Origin of the sequence: Agromyces sp. PvR057, assembly GCF_040547485.1 — a bacterium.
Lineage (GTDB): Bacteria > Actinomycetota > Actinomycetes > Actinomycetales > Microbacteriaceae > Agromyces.
Genome location: NZ_JBEPPT010000001.1, coordinates 570837 through 588562, shown reverse-complemented (window position 1 = coordinate 588562; position 17726 = coordinate 570837). Strand labels below are relative to the sequence as shown.

General features: G+C 69.7%; 12 protein-coding genes. 2 read left to right on the top strand and 10 right to left on the bottom strand.

From position 1 onward, the window contains the following. The first annotated feature begins 71 nt into the window (after positions 1-71). Positions 72-1499 (top strand): APC family permease, encoded by a 1428-nt coding sequence (locus tag ABIC29_RS02585; protein WP_354242437.1) that lies wholly within the window; start codon positions 72-74, stop codon positions 1497-1499. Between the two features lie 71 nt (positions 1500-1570). Here ABIC29_RS02585 and ABIC29_RS02580 read toward each other — a convergent pair whose 3' ends face one another. The 3 genes from ABIC29_RS02580 to ABIC29_RS02570 all read right to left on the bottom strand — a co-directional run bounded on the left by ABIC29_RS02580 (position 1571) and on the right by ABIC29_RS02570 (position 5311). Beyond that, positions 1571-2935: a class I SAM-dependent methyltransferase gene (locus tag ABIC29_RS02580; RefSeq protein WP_354242435.1), complete on the bottom strand. Its 1365-nt coding sequence runs from the start codon at positions 2933-2935 to the stop codon at positions 1571-1573. Beyond that, complete coding sequence (locus ABIC29_RS02575) at positions 2932-4311, bottom strand: FAD-binding oxidoreductase (RefSeq protein WP_116080707.1); 1380 nt, start codon at positions 4309-4311, stop codon at positions 2932-2934. Before ABIC29_RS02575 ends, ABIC29_RS02580 begins: the two co-directional genes overlap by 4 nt. Before the next feature lie 67 nt (positions 4312-4378). Then, entirely contained in the window at positions 4379-5311 is a 933-nt protein-coding gene (locus ABIC29_RS02570; protein WP_354242432.1) for a LysR family transcriptional regulator, read from the bottom strand. 77 nt (positions 5312-5388) lie between these two features. Here ABIC29_RS02570 and ABIC29_RS02565 point away from each other — a divergent pair, with 77 nt between their 5' ends. Further along, on the top strand, positions 5389-7146 hold the full coding sequence (locus ABIC29_RS02565; RefSeq protein ID WP_354242429.1) for an L-aspartate oxidase: 1758 nt from the start codon (positions 5389-5391) through the stop codon (positions 7144-7146). An 81-nt stretch (positions 7147-7227) separates the two neighbouring features. On the opposite strand, the gene ABIC29_RS02560 is transcribed toward ABIC29_RS02565, so the two are convergent. From ABIC29_RS02560 to ABIC29_RS02530, 7 genes are all read right to left on the bottom strand, one after another. Then, positions 7228-8283, bottom strand: a complete 1056-nt coding sequence (locus ABIC29_RS02560; protein ID WP_116080705.1) for an ABC transporter permease — start codon at positions 8281-8283, stop codon at positions 7228-7230. Next, on the bottom strand, positions 8280-9374 hold the full coding sequence (locus ABIC29_RS02555) for an ABC transporter permease (RefSeq protein WP_116080704.1): 1095 nt from the start codon (positions 9372-9374) through the stop codon (positions 8280-8282). Before ABIC29_RS02555 ends, ABIC29_RS02560 begins: the two co-directional genes overlap by 4 nt. Beyond that, positions 9371-11002, bottom strand: coding sequence for a sugar ABC transporter ATP-binding protein (locus ABIC29_RS02550; RefSeq protein ID WP_116080703.1), 1632 nt, complete (start codon positions 11000-11002; stop codon positions 9371-9373). The genes ABIC29_RS02555 and ABIC29_RS02550 overlap by 4 nt, the downstream gene beginning before the upstream one ends. A 131-nt stretch (positions 11003-11133) precedes the next feature. After that, positions 11134-12129 carry an ABC transporter substrate-binding protein gene (locus tag ABIC29_RS02545; RefSeq protein ID WP_116080702.1) on the bottom strand — a complete coding sequence of 332 codons (996 nt, stop codon included), beginning with the start codon at positions 12127-12129 and terminating at the stop codon, positions 11134-11136. Between the two features lie 195 nt (positions 12130-12324). Next, on the bottom strand, positions 12325-13869 hold the full coding sequence (locus ABIC29_RS02540; RefSeq protein WP_354242424.1) for a sugar ABC transporter ATP-binding protein: 1545 nt from the start codon (positions 13867-13869) through the stop codon (positions 12325-12327). Beyond that, on the bottom strand, positions 13866-14894 hold the full coding sequence (locus tag ABIC29_RS02535; RefSeq protein ID WP_116082254.1) for a LacI family DNA-binding transcriptional regulator: 1029 nt from the start codon (positions 14892-14894) through the stop codon (positions 13866-13868). The genes ABIC29_RS02540 and ABIC29_RS02535 overlap by 4 nt, the downstream gene beginning before the upstream one ends. 170 nt (positions 14895-15064) lie before the next feature. Further along, positions 15065-17695: an immunoglobulin-like domain-containing protein gene (locus tag ABIC29_RS02530; RefSeq protein WP_354242421.1), complete on the bottom strand. Its 2631-nt coding sequence runs from the start codon at positions 17693-17695 to the stop codon at positions 15065-15067. Positions 17696-17726 lie beyond the last annotated feature (31 nt).

The window sequence follows — 17726 nt, the reverse complement described above, 5'->3', positions numbered from 1 at the left end:
GGCGATGTCGGGCGGGGCGCGAGTAGCGTAGCGTCGCCCCGCTCGATCGACGGCGACGACAGGAAACACCCATGACGACCTCCGCACCCACCGCCCACCCCGTGAAGCTCCGGCGTTCGCTCGGGCTCTGGGCGATCGTCGCCCTCGGCCTCGGCTACATGACCCCCATGACCGTGTTCGACACGTTCGGCTACGTCTCCGACGAGAGCGGCGGGGTGGTGCCGCTCGCCTACCTGTTCGCGCTCGTGGTGATGCTCTTCACCGCGATCAGCTACGGGCGCATGACGCGCGTCTACCCCTCGGCGGGTTCGGCGTACACGTACGCGTCCGAGACGATCCACCCGAACGTCGGCTTCCTCGTGGGGTGGACGGCCCTGCTCGACTACCTGCTGCTGCCGCTCGTGAACGCGCTGCTGCTGCGCCAGTACTTCGAGGCGTTCTTCCCCGACATCTCGGGCTGGATCTGGGTCGGCGGGTACGTCGCGCTCATCACGCTCCTGAACCTGTGGAGCATCACGTCGACCTCGCGCGTGAATGCCACGCTGCTCGTCTTCCAGGTCGTGCTCATCGTCGTGTTCATCGGCCTCGCCTGGGGGGCGCTCAACGCGGGCGCCGGCAACGGAACGCCGTTCAGCATCGAACCGCTCTACCACGCGAACGTGCAGATCGCGACGGTCATCAGCGCCGCCACGATCGTGTGCTTCTCGTTCATCGGGTTCGACGCGATCACGATGTACACCGAAGAGGCGAAGGACGCGAGCACCGTGCCGACGGCGATCGTGCTCTCGCTCGTGATCGGCGGCGGGCTGTTCTTCGTCGCCGGATGGTTCACCCAGTCGCTCTTCCCGAGCGTCGAGGGACTCACCGAGGGCACCGCGCTGCCGGAGCTCGCGTACTCGGTCGGCGGCATGCTCTTCCAGATCCTCTTCGTCACGGCCGCCGTCGCCGCGGTCGCCGCATCGAGCCTCGCCTCGCACGCGAGCGTCTCGCGCATGATCTACGTCATGGGCCGCAACGGCACCGGCCCGATCTCGCGCCGCCTGTCGTACGTGCACCCGCGATTCCAGACGCCGGCGGTCGCGATCGTGCTCGTCGGCGTCGTCTCGCTCGGCGCAGCGGTGGCCGACCTCGACTTCATCTTCTCGCTGATCAACTTCGGCGCGCTGATCGCGTTCACGGTCGTGAACATCACCGTGATCCTGCACTTCGCCGTGCGCCGCCGCGAGGTGAGGTCCGCGTCGCAGATCGTGCGCAATATCGTGCTGCCGGTCATCGGCGTGGTGCTCACGGTGGTGCTCTGGCTCAACATCAGCGGCGACGCGATGATCTACGGCCTCCTCTGGCTCTCGATCGGGGTGGTCGCACTGCTGGTGCTGACCCGCCTGTTCCGCCGTCCGATGCGCCTCTCGCTCGAGGAGGACGAGGTCATCGCCGAGGGCGACGAGGGCGAGGACGCCCTGCTCGCCGAGGACCGCAAGCGGCTCGACGCGGCCGAGTAGCGATCGCCTGCGAGAGGCGGATGCCGCGGCATCCGCCTCTCGTCATGCCGTCGTCGATCGTGCTCGCGGGGTCAGGCCGACCACCACGGCCGGAGCGGCAGCCCCCCGTTGCCGCCCTGCTCGTCGGGCCTGACGGCGAGCACCTGGTGCAGCTGGATGCCGCCGGACTCGAACGCGAGCCGCGACCCCGCCATGTACAGTCCCCACACCTTCGCGGTCGGCAACCCGACCTCGGCGACCGCCTCGTCCCAGTGGTCGACGAGGTTCGCGCACCAGTCGCGCAGGGTCAGCGCGTAGTGCTCGCGCAGGTTCTCCTCGTGCAGCACCTCGAAGCCGACGTCCTGGGCTTCGCGGATGATGCGGCCGGAGCCCGTGAGCTCCCCGTCGGGGAAGACGTACCGGTCGATGAATCCCTTCGCCGAGGGCTGCGAGGTGTTGTCGGGGCGGGTGATGCAGTGGTTGAGCAGCAGCCCGCCGGTGCGCAGCCGCGACTGCAGGAACCGGAAGTACGACGCGTAGTTCTTGACCCCGATGTGCTCGAGCAGCCCGATCGACGAGACGGCGTCGAAGCCGGTCTCGCGGATGTCGCGGTAGTCGCCGAAGCGCACCTCGGCCAGGCCGGAGAGGCCCTCGTCGTCGATGGCGCGCTGCGCCCACGCCGTCTGCTCCTCGGAGAGCGTGACGCCGATCGCCTTGACGCCGCGGCGCGCGGCGTACCGCACCATGCCGCCCCAGCCGCAGCCGACGTCGAGCAGGCGGTCGCCCGGCTTCAGCCGAAGCTTCTCGAAGACGAGGCGGTACTTGTTCTCCTGGGCCTCGTCGAGCGTCGCCTCGAGCGTCGGGTAGCAGGCGCAGGTGTAGGTCATCGACGGCCCGAGCACCCACTCGTAGAACGTGTTCGACACGTCGTAGTGGTGGTGGATCGCCTCGGCGTCGCGCGACTTGCTGTGCCGCAGGCCCTCGGCGACGCGACGCCAGCGCGGCGGCACCTCCTGCGGCGGCGGTGCGATCGGGCGAAGGTGCTCGATGCCGATCGAGCGCACCACCTGGGCCATGAGCTTCGGCGGCGGCAGCTTGAAGACGAGTTCGTCGGCGAGGGCCTTGAGCAGCTCGTAGGGATCCCCGGGGTGCACGCCGTGGATGTCGAGGTCGCCGGCGATGTACGCCCGGGCGAGGCCGAGGTCGCCGCGTCCCGTCGCGAGGTAGGTCGTGCCCCGCGGCGTCTTCAGCTCGATGCCGAGTTCCGCGTCGGCCGGCCCGGCCGAGCTCCCGTCGTAGGCGCTGAACCGCAGCGGCAACCGCCCGCCGGCGAAGACCTCGAGCACCTGGGCGAGTGAGAGCCTTCCTGCCGTATCCGGGTCGCCTGGGGCATCCGCTCGATCGATCGGATCGCTCGTGCCGGTCGTGCCGGTCATCGGTCCCTTGGTCGTCGTCATCGACGTTGCACCGCCTTCGCATAGAGGTCGAGGAGTCGTGAGTCGGGGTCGTAGCGCGCCTTCGCGGCTCGGAAGGCGTCGCCGCCGTAGAGCGCGTCGAACTCGTCGCGGGCGTAGTACGCGTCGGAGTAGAGCGACTTGTGCCCGTCCAGCGCCGTGATCTCGCGTTCGATCAGGCGGTTCGTCTCGCCCTCGGTCACGCCGACCGGCACGGTCGACCAGAAGCCGACGTTGACGTAGGTGCGGTGCGGCTCGAGCGGGTAGAGCGGCCAGGCGCCGTCGCCTCGCAGCCGCAGCGGGCAGAGCCAGATCGGCTCGATCGGCACGTGCTCGAGGAACCACTCGAGGAACTCGACGGTGCGCTCGATCGGCACCTCGACGTCCTGGATGACGCGCTCCCGCGGCGGCCGGCCCTTCAGCCTCTCGAGTCGGTCGCCGATGTCGTACCGGCGTTCGAGCCGCATGAGTCGCGCGTAGGAACTGCTGCGCCTGAGCCGCCGGGGCCAGAGCCGACGGACGAGCGGATGCTGCGCGCCGAACGCCTCGGAGCACCAGAACCAGTCGGCGTCCCACCGCCAGAGGTAGTCGTGGACGGTGAGCCGATCGGCCTTCGCGCCCTCGGCGTGCTGGATCGACCGGTAGTAGATGCGCTGGCGCGTGTAGTCGCTGACGGGTCCGGATGTCGCGGTCCGCCTGCCGAGGCAGAGGTAACCCTCGTCGGCGGCGAACACGACGCCGTCGAGGAAGTCGACGGGCGTGCCGTCGTGCTCGCCCGTCGCGACGATGCGGTCCATGGTCGCGACGAGCTCGGCGAGGTCGTGGAACCGCAGGTGCGTCAGGGCGACGAACGGCAGTACGGGCTCGAGCTCGATGCGCAGTCGCACGGCGTAGCCGAGGGTGCCGTACGAGTTCGGGAACGCCAGGAAGAGGTCGGCGTGCTCCTCCGGCGATGCCGTGACCACCTCCCCCGCGCCCGTGAGGATGTCCATCTCGAGCACCGACTCGTGCGGGAGCCCGTTGCGGAACGAGGTCGACTCGATGCCGAGGCCCGTGACGGCACCCCCGAGCGTGATCGTCTTCAGCTGCGGCACGACGAGCGGCGCGAGGCCGTGCGGCAGGGTCGCGGCGACGAGGTCCTCGTACGTGCACATGCCCGCGACATCGGCCGTGCGGCCCTCTGGGTCGACCGAGATCACGTGCGTCAGGCCCGAGGTGTCGAGGCCCGCGGCATCCGCCTTCGCGCGCGTGCGGAACAGGTTCGAGGTGCGCTTCGCGAGCCGGACCGCGGATGCCTCGGGCACGGCCCGGTAGCTCGCGAGCAGGCGCTCCACGCCGGCGGCGTGAGCGGTCCGTGCATCGGTCGCGGGAGCGGACACGATCCCACGCTAGTCCTGCCCGCCCGCCGTGGCCACTGGCTCGGCGAAGGGGCGCCGAGCCGGTCGGTCAGCCGTCGCCGGCGAGCCGCATCGTCGCACCTGCGCGGGCCGCGAAGGCGGTGGCGCCGGCGGTGATGGTGCGGCGCATGACCTCGACCGCCGCGGTCGGCGCGACATCCGCCGGACCGGCGACGCTGATCGTGCGCTCGAGGGCATGCCCGGCGAGTCGCACGGATCGCAGTCCGGGCCGGTCGAGGAGCACCATCGCCGGCACGATCGCGACGCCGAGCCCGCGTTCGACGAAGCGCAGCACCGCGTCCATCTCGGCGCCCTCGAGCACGACCTCCGGCGTGACGCCGGTGGCCCGGAACGCGGCATCCGTCGCAGCTCTCAGGTCGTAGCTCGAGCTGAAGACGATCTGCGGCAGCCTCGCGACCTCGTCGAGCGTGATGGCGTCGCCGACGGCGACCGGCGGCGAGCCGGCCGACGAGATCACGACGAGCTCCTCGACGAGCAGCGGGCTCACCGTGAAGCGATCGGCCGATGAGGCATCCGACGTCGTGATCAGCGCGAGGTCGAGCTCACCGCCGGCGAGCTGGTCGAGCAGGTGCCGCGACCCGTGCTCGGACAGGTGCAGCTCGATGGCCGGATGCGCCGCGTGGAACGCGCTGAGCACCTCGGCGACGAGGCTGATGCACAGGGTGGGCGTGGCGCCGAGGCGCACCCGGCCGCGCTCGAGTCCTGCGAGCTCGGCGAGCTCGCGGCGCACCGACTCCGCGTCGGCGAGCATGCGTCTGGCGAGCGGCAGCAGCGACTCGCCCGCGACCGTCAGCGTGCTGCCGCCTCGAGCACGGTGGAACAGCTCCGCGCCGAGGTCCTGCTCGAGCGCGGCGATCTGGCGGCTCAGCGAGGGCTGGGCGAGGTACAGCTCCTCGGCGGCACGGGTGAAGTTGCCGAACCGGGCCACCTCCACGAAGCTGCGCAGTTGCTCGAGGTTCATATCGATAGCTTATGCACATCGTTGTAACGCGATACATGCATTGGAGTAATCGGATGCCGCTGCCTAACGTGGACGCCATGAGCACCACGACTCCCGCCGACCGCCCCGCAGAGCGGCGGATCTCCACGACCGTCCTCGTCATCGGCACGGGCGGATCCGGCCTGCGCGCCGCCATCGAACTCGCCGAGGCCGGCGTCGACGTGCTGGCCCTCGGCAAGCGCCCCAAGTCCGACGCGCACACGTCGCTCGCGGCCGGCGGCATCAACGCGGCCCTCGCCACGATGGACGCCGACGACAGCTGGCAGCAGCACGCCGCCGACACCCTCAAGGAGAGCTACCTGCTCGCCAACCCGCACACCGTCGAGATCGTCACGTCGGGCGCGGCCCGCGGCATCGACGACCTCGAGCGCTACGGGATGCCGTTCGCCCGTGAGGACGACGGCCGCATCTCGCAGCGCTTCTTCGGCGCGCACACCTACCGCCGCACGGCGTTCGCGGGCGACTACACCGGCCTCGAGATCCAGCGCACGCTCGTCAACCGCGCCGCGCAGCTTGACGTGCCGATCCTCGACACGGTCTACGTCACGCGCATCCTCGTGAACGACGACGGCGCCGTGTTCGGCGCCTACGGGTTCGACCTCGAGGACGGCACGCGGTACCTCATCCATGCCGACGCGGTCATCCTCGCCGCCGGCGGGCACAACCGCATCTGGCGGCGCACGTCGTCGCGGCGCGACGAGAACACGGGCGACTCCTTCCGCCTCGCCGTCGAGGCGGGCGGGCGGCTCCGCGACCCCGAGCTCGTGCAGTTCCATCCGTCGGGCATCATCGAGCCCGAGAACGCGGCCGGCACGCTCATCTCCGAGGCCGCTCGCGGTGAGGGCGGCATCCTCACCAACGGCCTCGGCGAGCGCTTCATGCACAGGTACGACCCCGAGCGCCTCGAGCTCTCGACCCGCGACCGCGTGGCCCTCGCCTGCTACACCGAGATCAAGGAGGGGCGCGGCACCCCCAATGGCGGTGTCTGGCTGGATGTCTCGCACCTGCCGCGCGAGACGATCATGCAGCGCCTCCCCCGCGTCTACCAGACCATGCTCGAGCTGCAGATGCTCGACATCACGAAGGAGCCGATCGAGATCGCTCCCACCGCCCACTACTCGATGGGCGGCGTGTGGGTGCGGCCCGACGACCACGGCACGGATGTCCCCGGGCTCTACGCCATCGGCGAGGCATCGAGTGGCCTGCACGGCGCCAACCGCCTCGGCGGCAACTCGCTCATCGAGCTGCTCGTGTTCGGACGCATCGTCGGCCAGGCCGCCGCCGCGTACTCGGCCGACCTCCCGGCGCAAGCCCGGTCGGCCGCCGCCGTGCAGACGGCGCGCGACGAGATCGCCGGCCTGCTCGCCTCGGACGGCACCGAGAACGTGCGCGCCCTGCAGCGCGCAATCCGCAACACCATGACCGAGCACGCCGGCGTCGTGCGCGACGAGCAGGGACTGCTGGCCGGCCTCGCCGAGCTGGACGCGATCGAGGCCCGCATGGCCGACATCGGCGTGCACCCCGACATCGCCGGGTACCAGGACCTCGCGCACGCGTTCGACCTCAAGTCCGCCGCCCTCGCGGCACGTGCCACACTCGAGGCCGCCCTCGAACGGCGCGAGACCCGCGGCTGCCACAACCGCAGCGACCACCCCGAGACGGATGCCGCGCTGCAGGTCAACCTCGTCTGGTCGCCGTCGGGCGGGGTCACCCGCGAGTCGATCCCGCCCATCCCCGACGAGATCGCCGCCCTCATGCGCGAGGAGGTCTCGGTCGCGGGCAAGCTCGTCGAGTAGCCCGGAACGAGCACGCCGGAACACGACGAAGGGCGGATGCCACACGGCATCCGCCCTTCGATCGTTCAGGCCCTGCGGCGGCTAGGTGTGCCGCTTCGACGTCACCGCGCGCTGCAGGAGCACGAAGACCAGCAGGATGCCGCCGGTGATGATCGTCGTCATCTCGGGCGGGATGCCGCCGTCGCGGGTGATCAGCACGTTCATCAGGCCGAGCACGAGGGCGCCGACGACGGAGCCGAGCACGTAGCCGTACCCGCCCGTGAGCAGGGTGCCGCCGATGACGGTCGCCGCGATCGCGTCGAGCTCCCACCCGATGCCGGTGATGTTCTGCGCGATGCCGAGGCGTGACGTGTAGACGACGGCGGCGATGCCCGAGAGCGTTCCGCTGATCACGTACACGAGGATCTTCGTTCGCGGCACCGCGAGGCCCATGAGGGCGGACGAGCTCTCGGAACCGCCGATCGCGTACACCGTGCGGCCCGTGCGGGTGCGGTGCAGCACGAAGAACGCGATGAGCACGACCAGCAGCGCGATGATCACGCCGGGCGTGATGACGACGTCGTTGACCTTCTCGCCGTCGATCACCTTGAACTGCTCGCCGAGCCAGAGGATCGGCGAGTCGTCGGCGAGTCGCTCGGGCTTGGTGCTCAGCAGCGCGGCGAGGCCGCGACCGAGGAACATCATGGCGAGCGTCGCGATGAACGGCTGCACGTTGAAGTACTGGATCAGGATGCCGCTGGCGAGGCCCATGGCCGTGCCGATGAGGACCATGAGCACGATCACGAGCCACGGATTCCACCCGGCGTTCGCGAGCATCACGCCGGCGACGCTCGAGAGCGCGATGACCGAGCCGACCGACAGGTCGATGCCGCCCGTGAGGATCACGAACGTCATGCCCACCGCGAGGATGATCAGGTGCGCGTTGTTGATGAACAGGTTCGACAGCGTGTTGTACTGCACGATGCGGCCGTAGGCCACCTCGCCGTAGATCACCATGGCGACGAAGATGACGATGGCCGCCACGGTCGGGAGCACCGACGGGTTCGACGACACGACGCGCTTCACGCGGGCGACGATCTTCGAGAATGCGGATGCCTCGACGGGTGCGTCGACGCGGGGGGTCTGCACGGTGGTCATGCCGTCACCTCCTGCTTCTGCTGCTTCGGCGCAACGGGGGTCGAGTCGGACTTCAGCTGCGGAGGCTTGCGCCGCTGGCCGAACCAGCTGCGCACCCGCTCGGACTGCAGCAGGCAGAGCACGACGATCACGATCGCCTTGAAGGCAGGGGTGGCCGACGACGAGATGCCGAGGAACACGATGGTCTTGTCGAGCGTCGCGATGAGCAGGGCGCCGACCACGGCGCCGCCGATCGAGAACTTGCCGCCGGCGAGCGAGGTGCCGCCGATCACGACCGCGAGGATCGCGTCGAGCTCCATCTGGTAGCCCGTACGCGAGACGTCCACCGTCATGACGGTGCCGACCGACATGATGCCGGCGATGCCCGCCAGCACGGCGCTCAGGATGTAGACGGTGAGCAGCAGGCCGCTGGGCTTGATGCCCGCCATGCGGCTCGCCTTCGGGTTGATGCCGATCGCTTCGATCATGAGGCCGAGTGCGCTGCGGCGCACGACCAGGCCGACGATGATCACGATCACGATCGCGAGGAGGAACACCACGGGCAGGCCGACCACGAAGCCGTTCGCGATCCACCGGAACGGATCGTTCGTGGCGGAGGTGTTCTGCCCCTCGGTGATGACCTTCGCGATGCCGCGGCCCGCGAGCATCATGATGAGCGTGCTGATGAACGGTTGGAGGCCGATGTAGGCGACCAGCACGCCGTTGATCGCGCCGAGGACGGCGCTCACGAGGAGCGCGAGCCCGATGGCCCCGAGGGCCACGCCGAGCGAGCCCGACTGTCCGGCATCCTTCATGAACACCATCGCGACGGCGCCCGAGACCGCCATCACCGAGCCGACCGAGAGGTCGATGCCGCCGGTGGCGATGACGAGCGACATGCCGACGGCGATCATCAGGATCGGAGCAGACGCCCTCAGGATGTCGACGACGTTGCCGACGAGGTTGCCGTTGACCGGGTTGACCGACAGTGCGAGGTAGTTCGGGTCCTTGAGGACGTTGAGGGCGAGGAGCGCGAAGATCGCGACCACACCCCAGAAGTACGGCTTGCGGATGAGCTCGCGCAGCCAGTTCGATCGAGCAGCGGTGCTCATGATTCCTCCTCCGGCGCAGCGGGCGCAAGCGCGCTCGCGTGCGGGGCCTCGGTCGGGTGCGAACCCGCCTCGGCATCGATGATGCCACTCTCCGCCGCCGCCTCGACACCGTGCGCGGCGATGACGTCGACGACGTGCTGAGCGGTGATGGCGGGTCCGTTGACGATCTCGCCGATCTTCTGGTGATCCTTCAGGACGACGATGCGCTCGCTCAGGCGCACGACCTCCTCGAGCTCGGACGAGATGAAGACGACCGAGACGCCGTCCTCGGCGAGTTCGGCCACGGCCTCCTGGATCTCGGCCTTCGCGCCGACGTCGATGCCGCGCGTCGGCTCGTCGAGGATCAGGAGCTCGGGCTTCGTCGCCAGCCACCGGCCGAGCAGGACCTTCTGCTGGTTGCCGCCCGAGAGGTTCTTGATGAGCCGGTTCGGATCGGACGGGCGCACGTTCAGCGCGGCGATGTACTTCTCGACGAGCTCGTCCTGTTCCTTGCGCGGGATGGGGCGCGCCCATCCGCGTTCGGCCTGCACGGCGAGGATCATGTTCTCGCGCACGGTGAGATCGGCGATGATGCCCTCGTCGCGACGGTTCTCGGTCGAGAACGCGATGCGCTTGACGAGGCCGTCGGCCGGGTTCTTGATGTCCACGCGCTTGCCGTGCAGCGTGATCTCGCCCTCGTCGGCCCGGTCGGCGCCGTAGAGGAGCCGCGCGAGCTCGGTGCGGCCCGACCCGAGGAGGCCGGCGAAGCCGACCACCTCGCCGCGGTGGATCTCGAGGTCGGTGGGCTCGATCGAGCCGTGCCGGCCGAGACCCTTCGCGGCGAGCAGCGGCTCCTCGGCCTCGTAGTCGCGCTGCTCGACGCGGCGGTTGCCGCCGAGCGACGAGAGCGTGCCGAGGTCCTTGCCGATCATCTTCGAGATCAGGGCGTGGCGGTCGAGCTCGCGGGTGAGGTACTCGCCCTCGTACCTGCCGTTGCGCAGGATCGTCAGCCGGTCGCTGATGGCGTACACCTGGTCGAGGAAGTGCGAGACGAACAGGATGGCGACGCCCTGGTCGCGGAGCGACCGCATGACCCGGAACAGGCCCTCGACCTCGGCGGCGTCGAGGCTCGAGGTCGGCTCGTCGAGGATGAGCACCTTCGCCTTGACCGCCATGGCCCGGCTGATCGCCACGAGCTGCTGCATCGCGATCGACAGCGTCGAGAGCGGCTTGTGCGTGTCGAGGTGGTCGAGCCCGAGTCGGGCGAGCGCCTCGGTGGCGGCCGCGTGGGTCGCACGCCAGTTGACGCCGAACGCACCGCGGATCTCGTGGCCGAGCATCACGTTCTCGCCGATGGTGAGGTTCGTGACCAGGTTGACCTCCTGGTACACGGTCGAGACACCGGCGCTCTGGGCATCGCGGGTGCCGTGGAACTGCCGCTCCTGGCCCCCGACGATGATCGAGCCGCCGTCGATCTTGTAGACGCCCGTCAGGGCCTTGATCAGCGTCGACTTGCCGGCGCCGTTCTCGCCCATCAGCGCGTGGACCTCGCCCTGGAAGAGGCGGAAGTCCACGCCGTCCAGCGCCTTGACGCCTGGGAACTCGATGGAGATGTCGCGCATCTCCACGATGGGCAGTGATTCACTCATGGCATTCGCATCCTGTGCTTCGACCGCATGAGCGCGGCCGGCCTTTCAAATGGAGCGGTGCGGGGTCGCTTGTGGCAGCAGACCCCGCACCGCGTGCGCTGCACGCCGCGATGCGCGGCGTGGTCAGCCGATCAGTACTTGCGGTCGGCGAGCACGGCCTGAGCCGCCTCAGCCGAATCGAATGCCTCGCTCGGCACGATGATGTACGACTCGACCGACTCGCCGTCGAGCGTCTTGTTCACGACGTCGAGGGCGGTCTCGCCGAAGAGCGGGTTGTACTCGTGCACGTAGCTGAGCTGGCCGTCGGCGAGCGCCTGCATGGCGGCCTTCGTGCCGTCGATCGTGGCGATCTTGACGTCGACGCCCGGCGTGAGGCCGGCCTCTTCGACCGCCTGGGCTGCGCCGAGGCCCATCTCGTCGTTCTGCGCGAAGATCATCTGGATGTCGTTGCCGTTCGCCTTGAGGAGCGTCTCGGTGACGCTCTTGCCCTCTTCAGCCGACCAGTTCGCGGTCTGCGCCGCGACCTCGACGAGCTTCGAGCCGTCGACGGCCGAGTCCCAGCCCTCGTTGCGCTCGTTCACCACGCCGACGCCGGCGGGGCCTTCGAGGGTGATGTAGTTGCCGCCGTCGGGGAACTGCTCGACAGCCCAGGCGCCGACCTCCTTCGCGACCTCGACGTTGTCGGGCGCGATGCGCGTCACGTACAGGCTGGTGTCGTCGGGCTCGATGCCGCGGTCGAGGAGGATCACGGGGATCTCCGCCTCCTGCGCACGCTCGAGCGAGTCCTCCCAGCCGGATGCCTCGGTGGCCGACAGCAGGATCACGTCGACGCCCTCGTCGACGAACGACGTGAACGCGTCGATCTGCGACTTCTGGTCGAGGTTGGTGGCGGGCGCGTACTTGAGGTCGAACCCGGCTTCCTTCGTGAAGGTGTCCTGGATGTTCGTCTCGTTGGCCTCGCGCCATGCGCCCTCGGGGCCGACCGCCACGAAGCCGACCGTGGTGAGGTCGCCGCCTTCTGCATCCGAGCCGCTGTCGCCGCCGCTCGAGCATGCGGCGAGGCCGATGCTCAGCGCACCGACGGCCGCCAGGCCGAGGATCTTCGTGAATCGCCTCTGAACTGACATGTGATCTCCTCCTTGAGACCCGGCGCCATGGCGCCGGTGTTTCCGCTGAGCGGATTCGAGTGATTGCGGCGACGCTTGGCGCGTCCCACACCCCAGATGTTACCGGGAACAAAGTCAGGCGCACAAGCGGTTTGTTCCCGGAAACATAACATTCCGGAAACAGGGCGCGCGACCCCCGATCCAGGGGAACTACACCTAGGCGTCGTCCTCGTCGTCGGCCGCGATCATCTCGATGATCGTGTCGACGCTGAGCCCCGGACCATTGCTCACCTCGCCGATCTTGCGGCGGTCCTTGAAGATCGCGATGCGGTCGCTCAGCCGCACGACCTCGTCGAGCTCCGACGAGATGAACACGACGGCCATGCCGTCCCTGGCCATCTCGGCGACGCGGGCCTGGATCTCGACCTTCGCCGCGATGTCGATGCCGCGGGTCGGTTCGTCGAGCACGAGCACGAGCGGGCGGGTCGCGAGCCACCTCGCGAGCAGCACCTTCTGCTGGTTGCCGCCGGAGAGCTGCCGCGCGGGGGCGTCCAGCCCCGGCGCGACGATGCCGAACGACTCCACGTACCGTTCGACGAGCGCATCGCGCTCGGCGTGGGAGATCGGCCTGGCCCAGCCGCGGATCGCCTGCAGCGCGAGGATGATGTTCTCGCGCACGCTGAGTTCCTCGATGATGCCGCCGTCACGACGGTCCTCGCTCGCGAACGCGATGCGGCGCCGGAGCGCCGTCGCCGGGTTCGGCAGGCCGACCGGCCGACCGTCGATCAGGAACGCGCCGGAGTCATTCCGCACGACCCCGGTGAGCAGTTGCCCGAACTCGCTCCGCCCCGAGCCGCGCAAGCCGCCGAGGCCGACCACCTCGCCGCGATGCAACTCGAAGTCGGTCGCCTCGAGCTCGCCTCGCCGACCGACGCCGACCGCGCGGAACACGGGCGTTCCCGTCGGGTCGACCCGGTGCGCGCGGCGATCCGACCCGATGCGACGCAGCTCGACGAGATCCTTGCCGATCATCTTCGAGATGAGCAGCGCGCGATCGAGCTCACGAGTCGCGTACTCGCCCTGCCCGTAGCCGTCGCGGAGCACCGTGATGCGGTCGCTGATCGCGTACACCTGCTCGAGGAAGTGCGAGACGAAGAGGATCGCGACGCCCTGCTCGCGGAGCTTCCGGAGCGCGCGGAACAGCGTCGAGACCTCGTCGGCGTCGAGACTCGACGTCGGCTCGTCGAGGACGAGCACCTTGGGATGGGTGACCATGGCCCGCGCGATCGCGACGAGCTGCTGGAGGGCGGGCGGCAGGGTCGACACCGCCTGCTTGGGATCGAGGTCTCCGAGGTCGAGCTCCTCGAGCACGGCGGTGGCACGCCGCCGGGTCTCGCCCCACGAGATGCCGTACCAGCGGCGCACCTCGTGACCGATCATCACGTTCTCGGCGATCGAGAGGTTGCCGCAGAGGTCGACGTCCTGGAAGGCCGCGGCGATGCCGGCGGCCTCGGCCTCGGCCGGCCCCGAGAGCACGACGGGCTCGCCTCCGATCCGCACCTCGCCGGCGCCGATGCGGTAGGCACCGCTCAACGCCTTCACCAATGACGACTTGCCCGCGCCGTTGCCGCCCATGAGCGCATGCACCTCGCCGGCGAACAGGCGCAGGTCGACCCCGTGCAGTACCGTCGTGCCGTCGATGTCGACGGTGACGCCCGTCATCTCGACCACGGGGTGCGTCGAGGCATCGTTCGCGTTCATGACGCCCTCGGAGGCGCGGTCGACGAGCGCACGACGAGCTCGCTGGGGATCTTCGACCGCTGCGGGATCTCGCGCCCCTCGAGCGCCGCACGCAGGACCTCCATGGCCTTGACGCCGAGGGCGTAGAAGTCCTGGGTGACCGTGGTGAGCGGCGGGATGAAGTGGCGGGAGAGCGGCAGGTCGTCGAATCCGATGATGCTCACGTCTTCTGGCACCCGGATGCCGCGGTCGTGGAAGCCGTGCACGACGCCGAACGCCATCTCGTCGTTCGCCACGAACATCGCCGTGTACTCGGGGATGCCGCTGAGGCCCACGGCGTAGTCGTAGCCGAAATCCGCCGTCCAGTCGCCGACCACGATCGGGCGGGCCCTGAGCCCCCACTGCTCGATGCGCGCGTGGAACGCCCGCTCACGGCCTCGGGCGTCGAGCCAGTCGAGGGGCCCGGCGAGGTGGAGGATGTCGCGGTGCCCGAGCGCGACCAGGTGATCGACGGCGAGCGTGGTGCCGAGCTGCTGGTCGACGCTGACCGTCAGGAAGTTCGGGTCCTTCGCGGCCTTGACCACGAGCACCGGCACGTCGATCGAGATGCGGCGCAGCGCCGACACCGAGGAGGAACGCGGCGCGACGATGCAGAGCGCGTCGACGCCCTCGGCGATCAGGTGGCTGACCGCCCCCTCTGGCGTGAGGCTCGCGTCGTCCTGCATCGCGACCGACGCCACCGAGTAGCCTCCGGCGCGCGCCGCGAACTCGAGACCGCGCAGCGTGCTCGTCGGCCCGAACTCGACCGAGCTGTCGACGATGACGCCGATGCGCTGGGTGCGCTGGGTCGCGAGGGCCCGTGCGGCGCTGTTCGGCTTGAAGTCGAGCTGCTCGATCACGTCGAGCACCCGCTGGCGAGTGGCCGGGCGGATGTTGGGGTGTCCGTTGAGCACCCGCGAGACGGTCATGTGCGACACGCCGGCGAGCACGGCGACCTCGCGGATGCCGAGTTTCTCGGGGCGGTCCCCGCTCTCGACGTCACTCACCACCGGTCTCCTGTCTCGCAGTGTCGTCGCCGCTCAGGTTCCCCGATGCCGAACCGCCGACCTCGACCGCTCGACGACCGGCCGACGTGCACAGCCTATTCGTTCGACGCCTCGGATCACGTCTCGGAATGATCGGCGTGCCCGCGCGGATCACCGCGCGGGCACACCGCTCAACCGCAGGAGCGGGACTCGTACGACGCGCCGCCCGCGTAACCCGCCCCCGTCGCCGTCGCGTCGACCGCGACGTATCCCTCTGGCATCGACGCGGTCCGCGTCGAGAAGGCCTGCGAGACGGTCTTGCCCGGCTGGACGCCCGTGAACGTCTTCGTGCCGTACGCGGTCTCGACCGTGACATCCGCCGCCCTCGTGTCGACGTTCTTCACCGAGGCGACGAGGCCGACCTTGCCCGCGACGCAGCGCGACGTCGCCGTGGCCTCGATGGCGAGGTCGGGGTCCGTGCCGACGCCGGCGTAGTGGAACATGACGCGCTGGTACTCCGAAGCGGTGATCGGCATGATGCCGCCGTGGCGCTTCTTGAGCGTGCCGAGGTTCACGTTGGTCGCCTTCGACCACACCGAGGCGGAGGTCGAGTTGAGGTCGGTCGTGCGGAACGGCAGGTACCCCTTGCCGGCGCCGTACTGATCGGCGAGCAGTCCGTAGAGCTGCTGGGCGGCGCCGCGGTCGTCGTCGTTGTACGCGAAGAACTCGGGACCTTCGAGGCAGGCGCCGGTGTAGTTCGTGCCTGCGGCGCAGGTGCCGCTGCCGCTCAGGATCGACTGCAGGGTGCCGACGAGCACCCACTCCTGGTCGGTGCCCGTGGTCTTGGCCGTGGCCGAGGTGGTCACCGCATCGAGCTTCTTCGACCGCTCGATCGTGATCTGGCCGTCACCGGATGCCCGGTAGTACCAGTCGCCGACCTTGATCACCGTCGTGTCGATGATCGAGCCCTGGCGGTCGATCCACTTCACGGGCGTCGAGAAGGTGCGGAAGTCGCGCGTCGTCGAGAGGTACACGTCGACGCTGTCGCCGAGTTCGGTGTTGCCGTCGGCACGCGTCGCCCAGTACACGGAGTACTGCTGCGTCACGTCGTCCCAGATCGCCTCGGGCGCCCAGGCCATGCCGGCGTTCGGGATGCCGCTCGCGACGTCGGTGAAGCGGGGCTCCGTCCAGTTCACGAGGTCGGTCGACTCCCAGACCACGAGGTCCTTCGAACCCGTGACCGTCGCGTTCGCCGAGCCCCAGCCGCCGCGGTGGTAGATGCTGAGGTCGGTCGCGATGAGGTAGAACCGGTCGCCCTCGGGCGAGCGCACCACGAACGGGTCGCGGACGCCGCCGTCGCCCTGCCCCTTGGCGAGGGACAGCACCGGATTGCCGCTCGCCCGGGTGTCGGTGAACGTCGCGGCGTCGCGGCTGGTCGCGAAGTAGATCTGCTCGTCGCTCGCGGCGCCCTCGGTGCCGGTGAAGTGCGCGAACAGGTAGTCGGTCGTCGGGGCCAGCTCGAACGCCTTGCGCACGGTGAGCGGGATGTCGCGGGTCGCCGTGACGCCGTCCTTCTCCGCCGTGACGGTGAGCACGACGCGCGCGTCGCCGCTCGCGGGGCGCGTCACGACGCCGGGCGCGACCGTGTCGGTGCCGATCACGTCGACCACGGCCGGGGCCGAGGAGCTCCACGTGAGTGCCGAGCCGAACCGTGGACCGGCCGTCGGCAGCGAGAGGTCGGAGCGCACGTCATCGGCGTGCGGCAGGGTGATCGCGTCGAGGTCGCGCTGCACCGCCTCGGCGGCGGTGGGTGCGCGGAGCACGGTCACGGTGAAGGCCTTCGTCGCGGTCCTGCCGCGCACGGTCGAGGTCGCCGTCAGGGTGACCTCGGTGTCGGATGCCGGCTGGGTGACCGTGCCGTCGGCGCCGACGATCCCGGCCGGCGACGACGTCCACGTCACGCTTCCGGCGGTCGGAAGCACGAGGTCGGTCTCGACCTTCGACAGGTCCTGCGTGTTCACGGCCGCCAGATCGAGCGCCGCGGCCGTCTCAGCCGCGGCCGCCGTGGCATCCGTCGCCGCGATGGCGGCGAGGTCCGCTGCCGGGAGCGCCTCGGTGTAGACGCGGAACGACGAGACATCCCCCTGATAGAGCGAATCGGCCGCGTACGCGGACTTGCCGATGAAGTTCATCGCGTGCGTCGTCAGGTCGCTCAGGTTCACGGTCGAGTTCGCCTTCTCGGCGACCTGCACCCCGTCGATGAAGAGCCGCAGCGTCGACGTCGTGCCGTCGGCGTTCTTCGCGATCGTCGCCGCCACCGACTGCCAGCGGCCCTCGGCGAGCTTCGTGGCCGACGTCACCGTCTGCTCGCCCGACCAGTTCGTCTTCGTGATCGCCACGCGCGGGGCGATCGGCTGGATGAAGAACTGCCCGGTGGCGCCTTCGCCGGACCCGCCGATGTTCCAGAGGAACTTCGCACCGCTCAGGGCCGTCGGACTCGTCTCGATCACGATCGTCGCGGCCGACCTGCCCGCCAGCAACCCGTCGGGCAGCTTCACGTGGTTCGACCCGGTGAACCGCATGAACCCGTTGCGCCAGGCCTCGCCGCCCACGACGGTCGCATCGCGGCCGCCACCCGAGAGGTCGTGGGCGACCGTGCCCGACGCCTCCGAGAAGTCGTACGACGCCAGCAGCGAAGCCGGCTCGGCGGCCCACGCGACCGGGCCCATCATCGCCAGGCTGCCGGCGGCCAGCAGGGCGCTCGTCGCGCCGGAGACCCATCGGCCGGCGCGCCTCGCGCGCGGCGTTCGTCCTCGAACCATCGGAACCTCCTGTGACGTGGTCGCGCCCGAG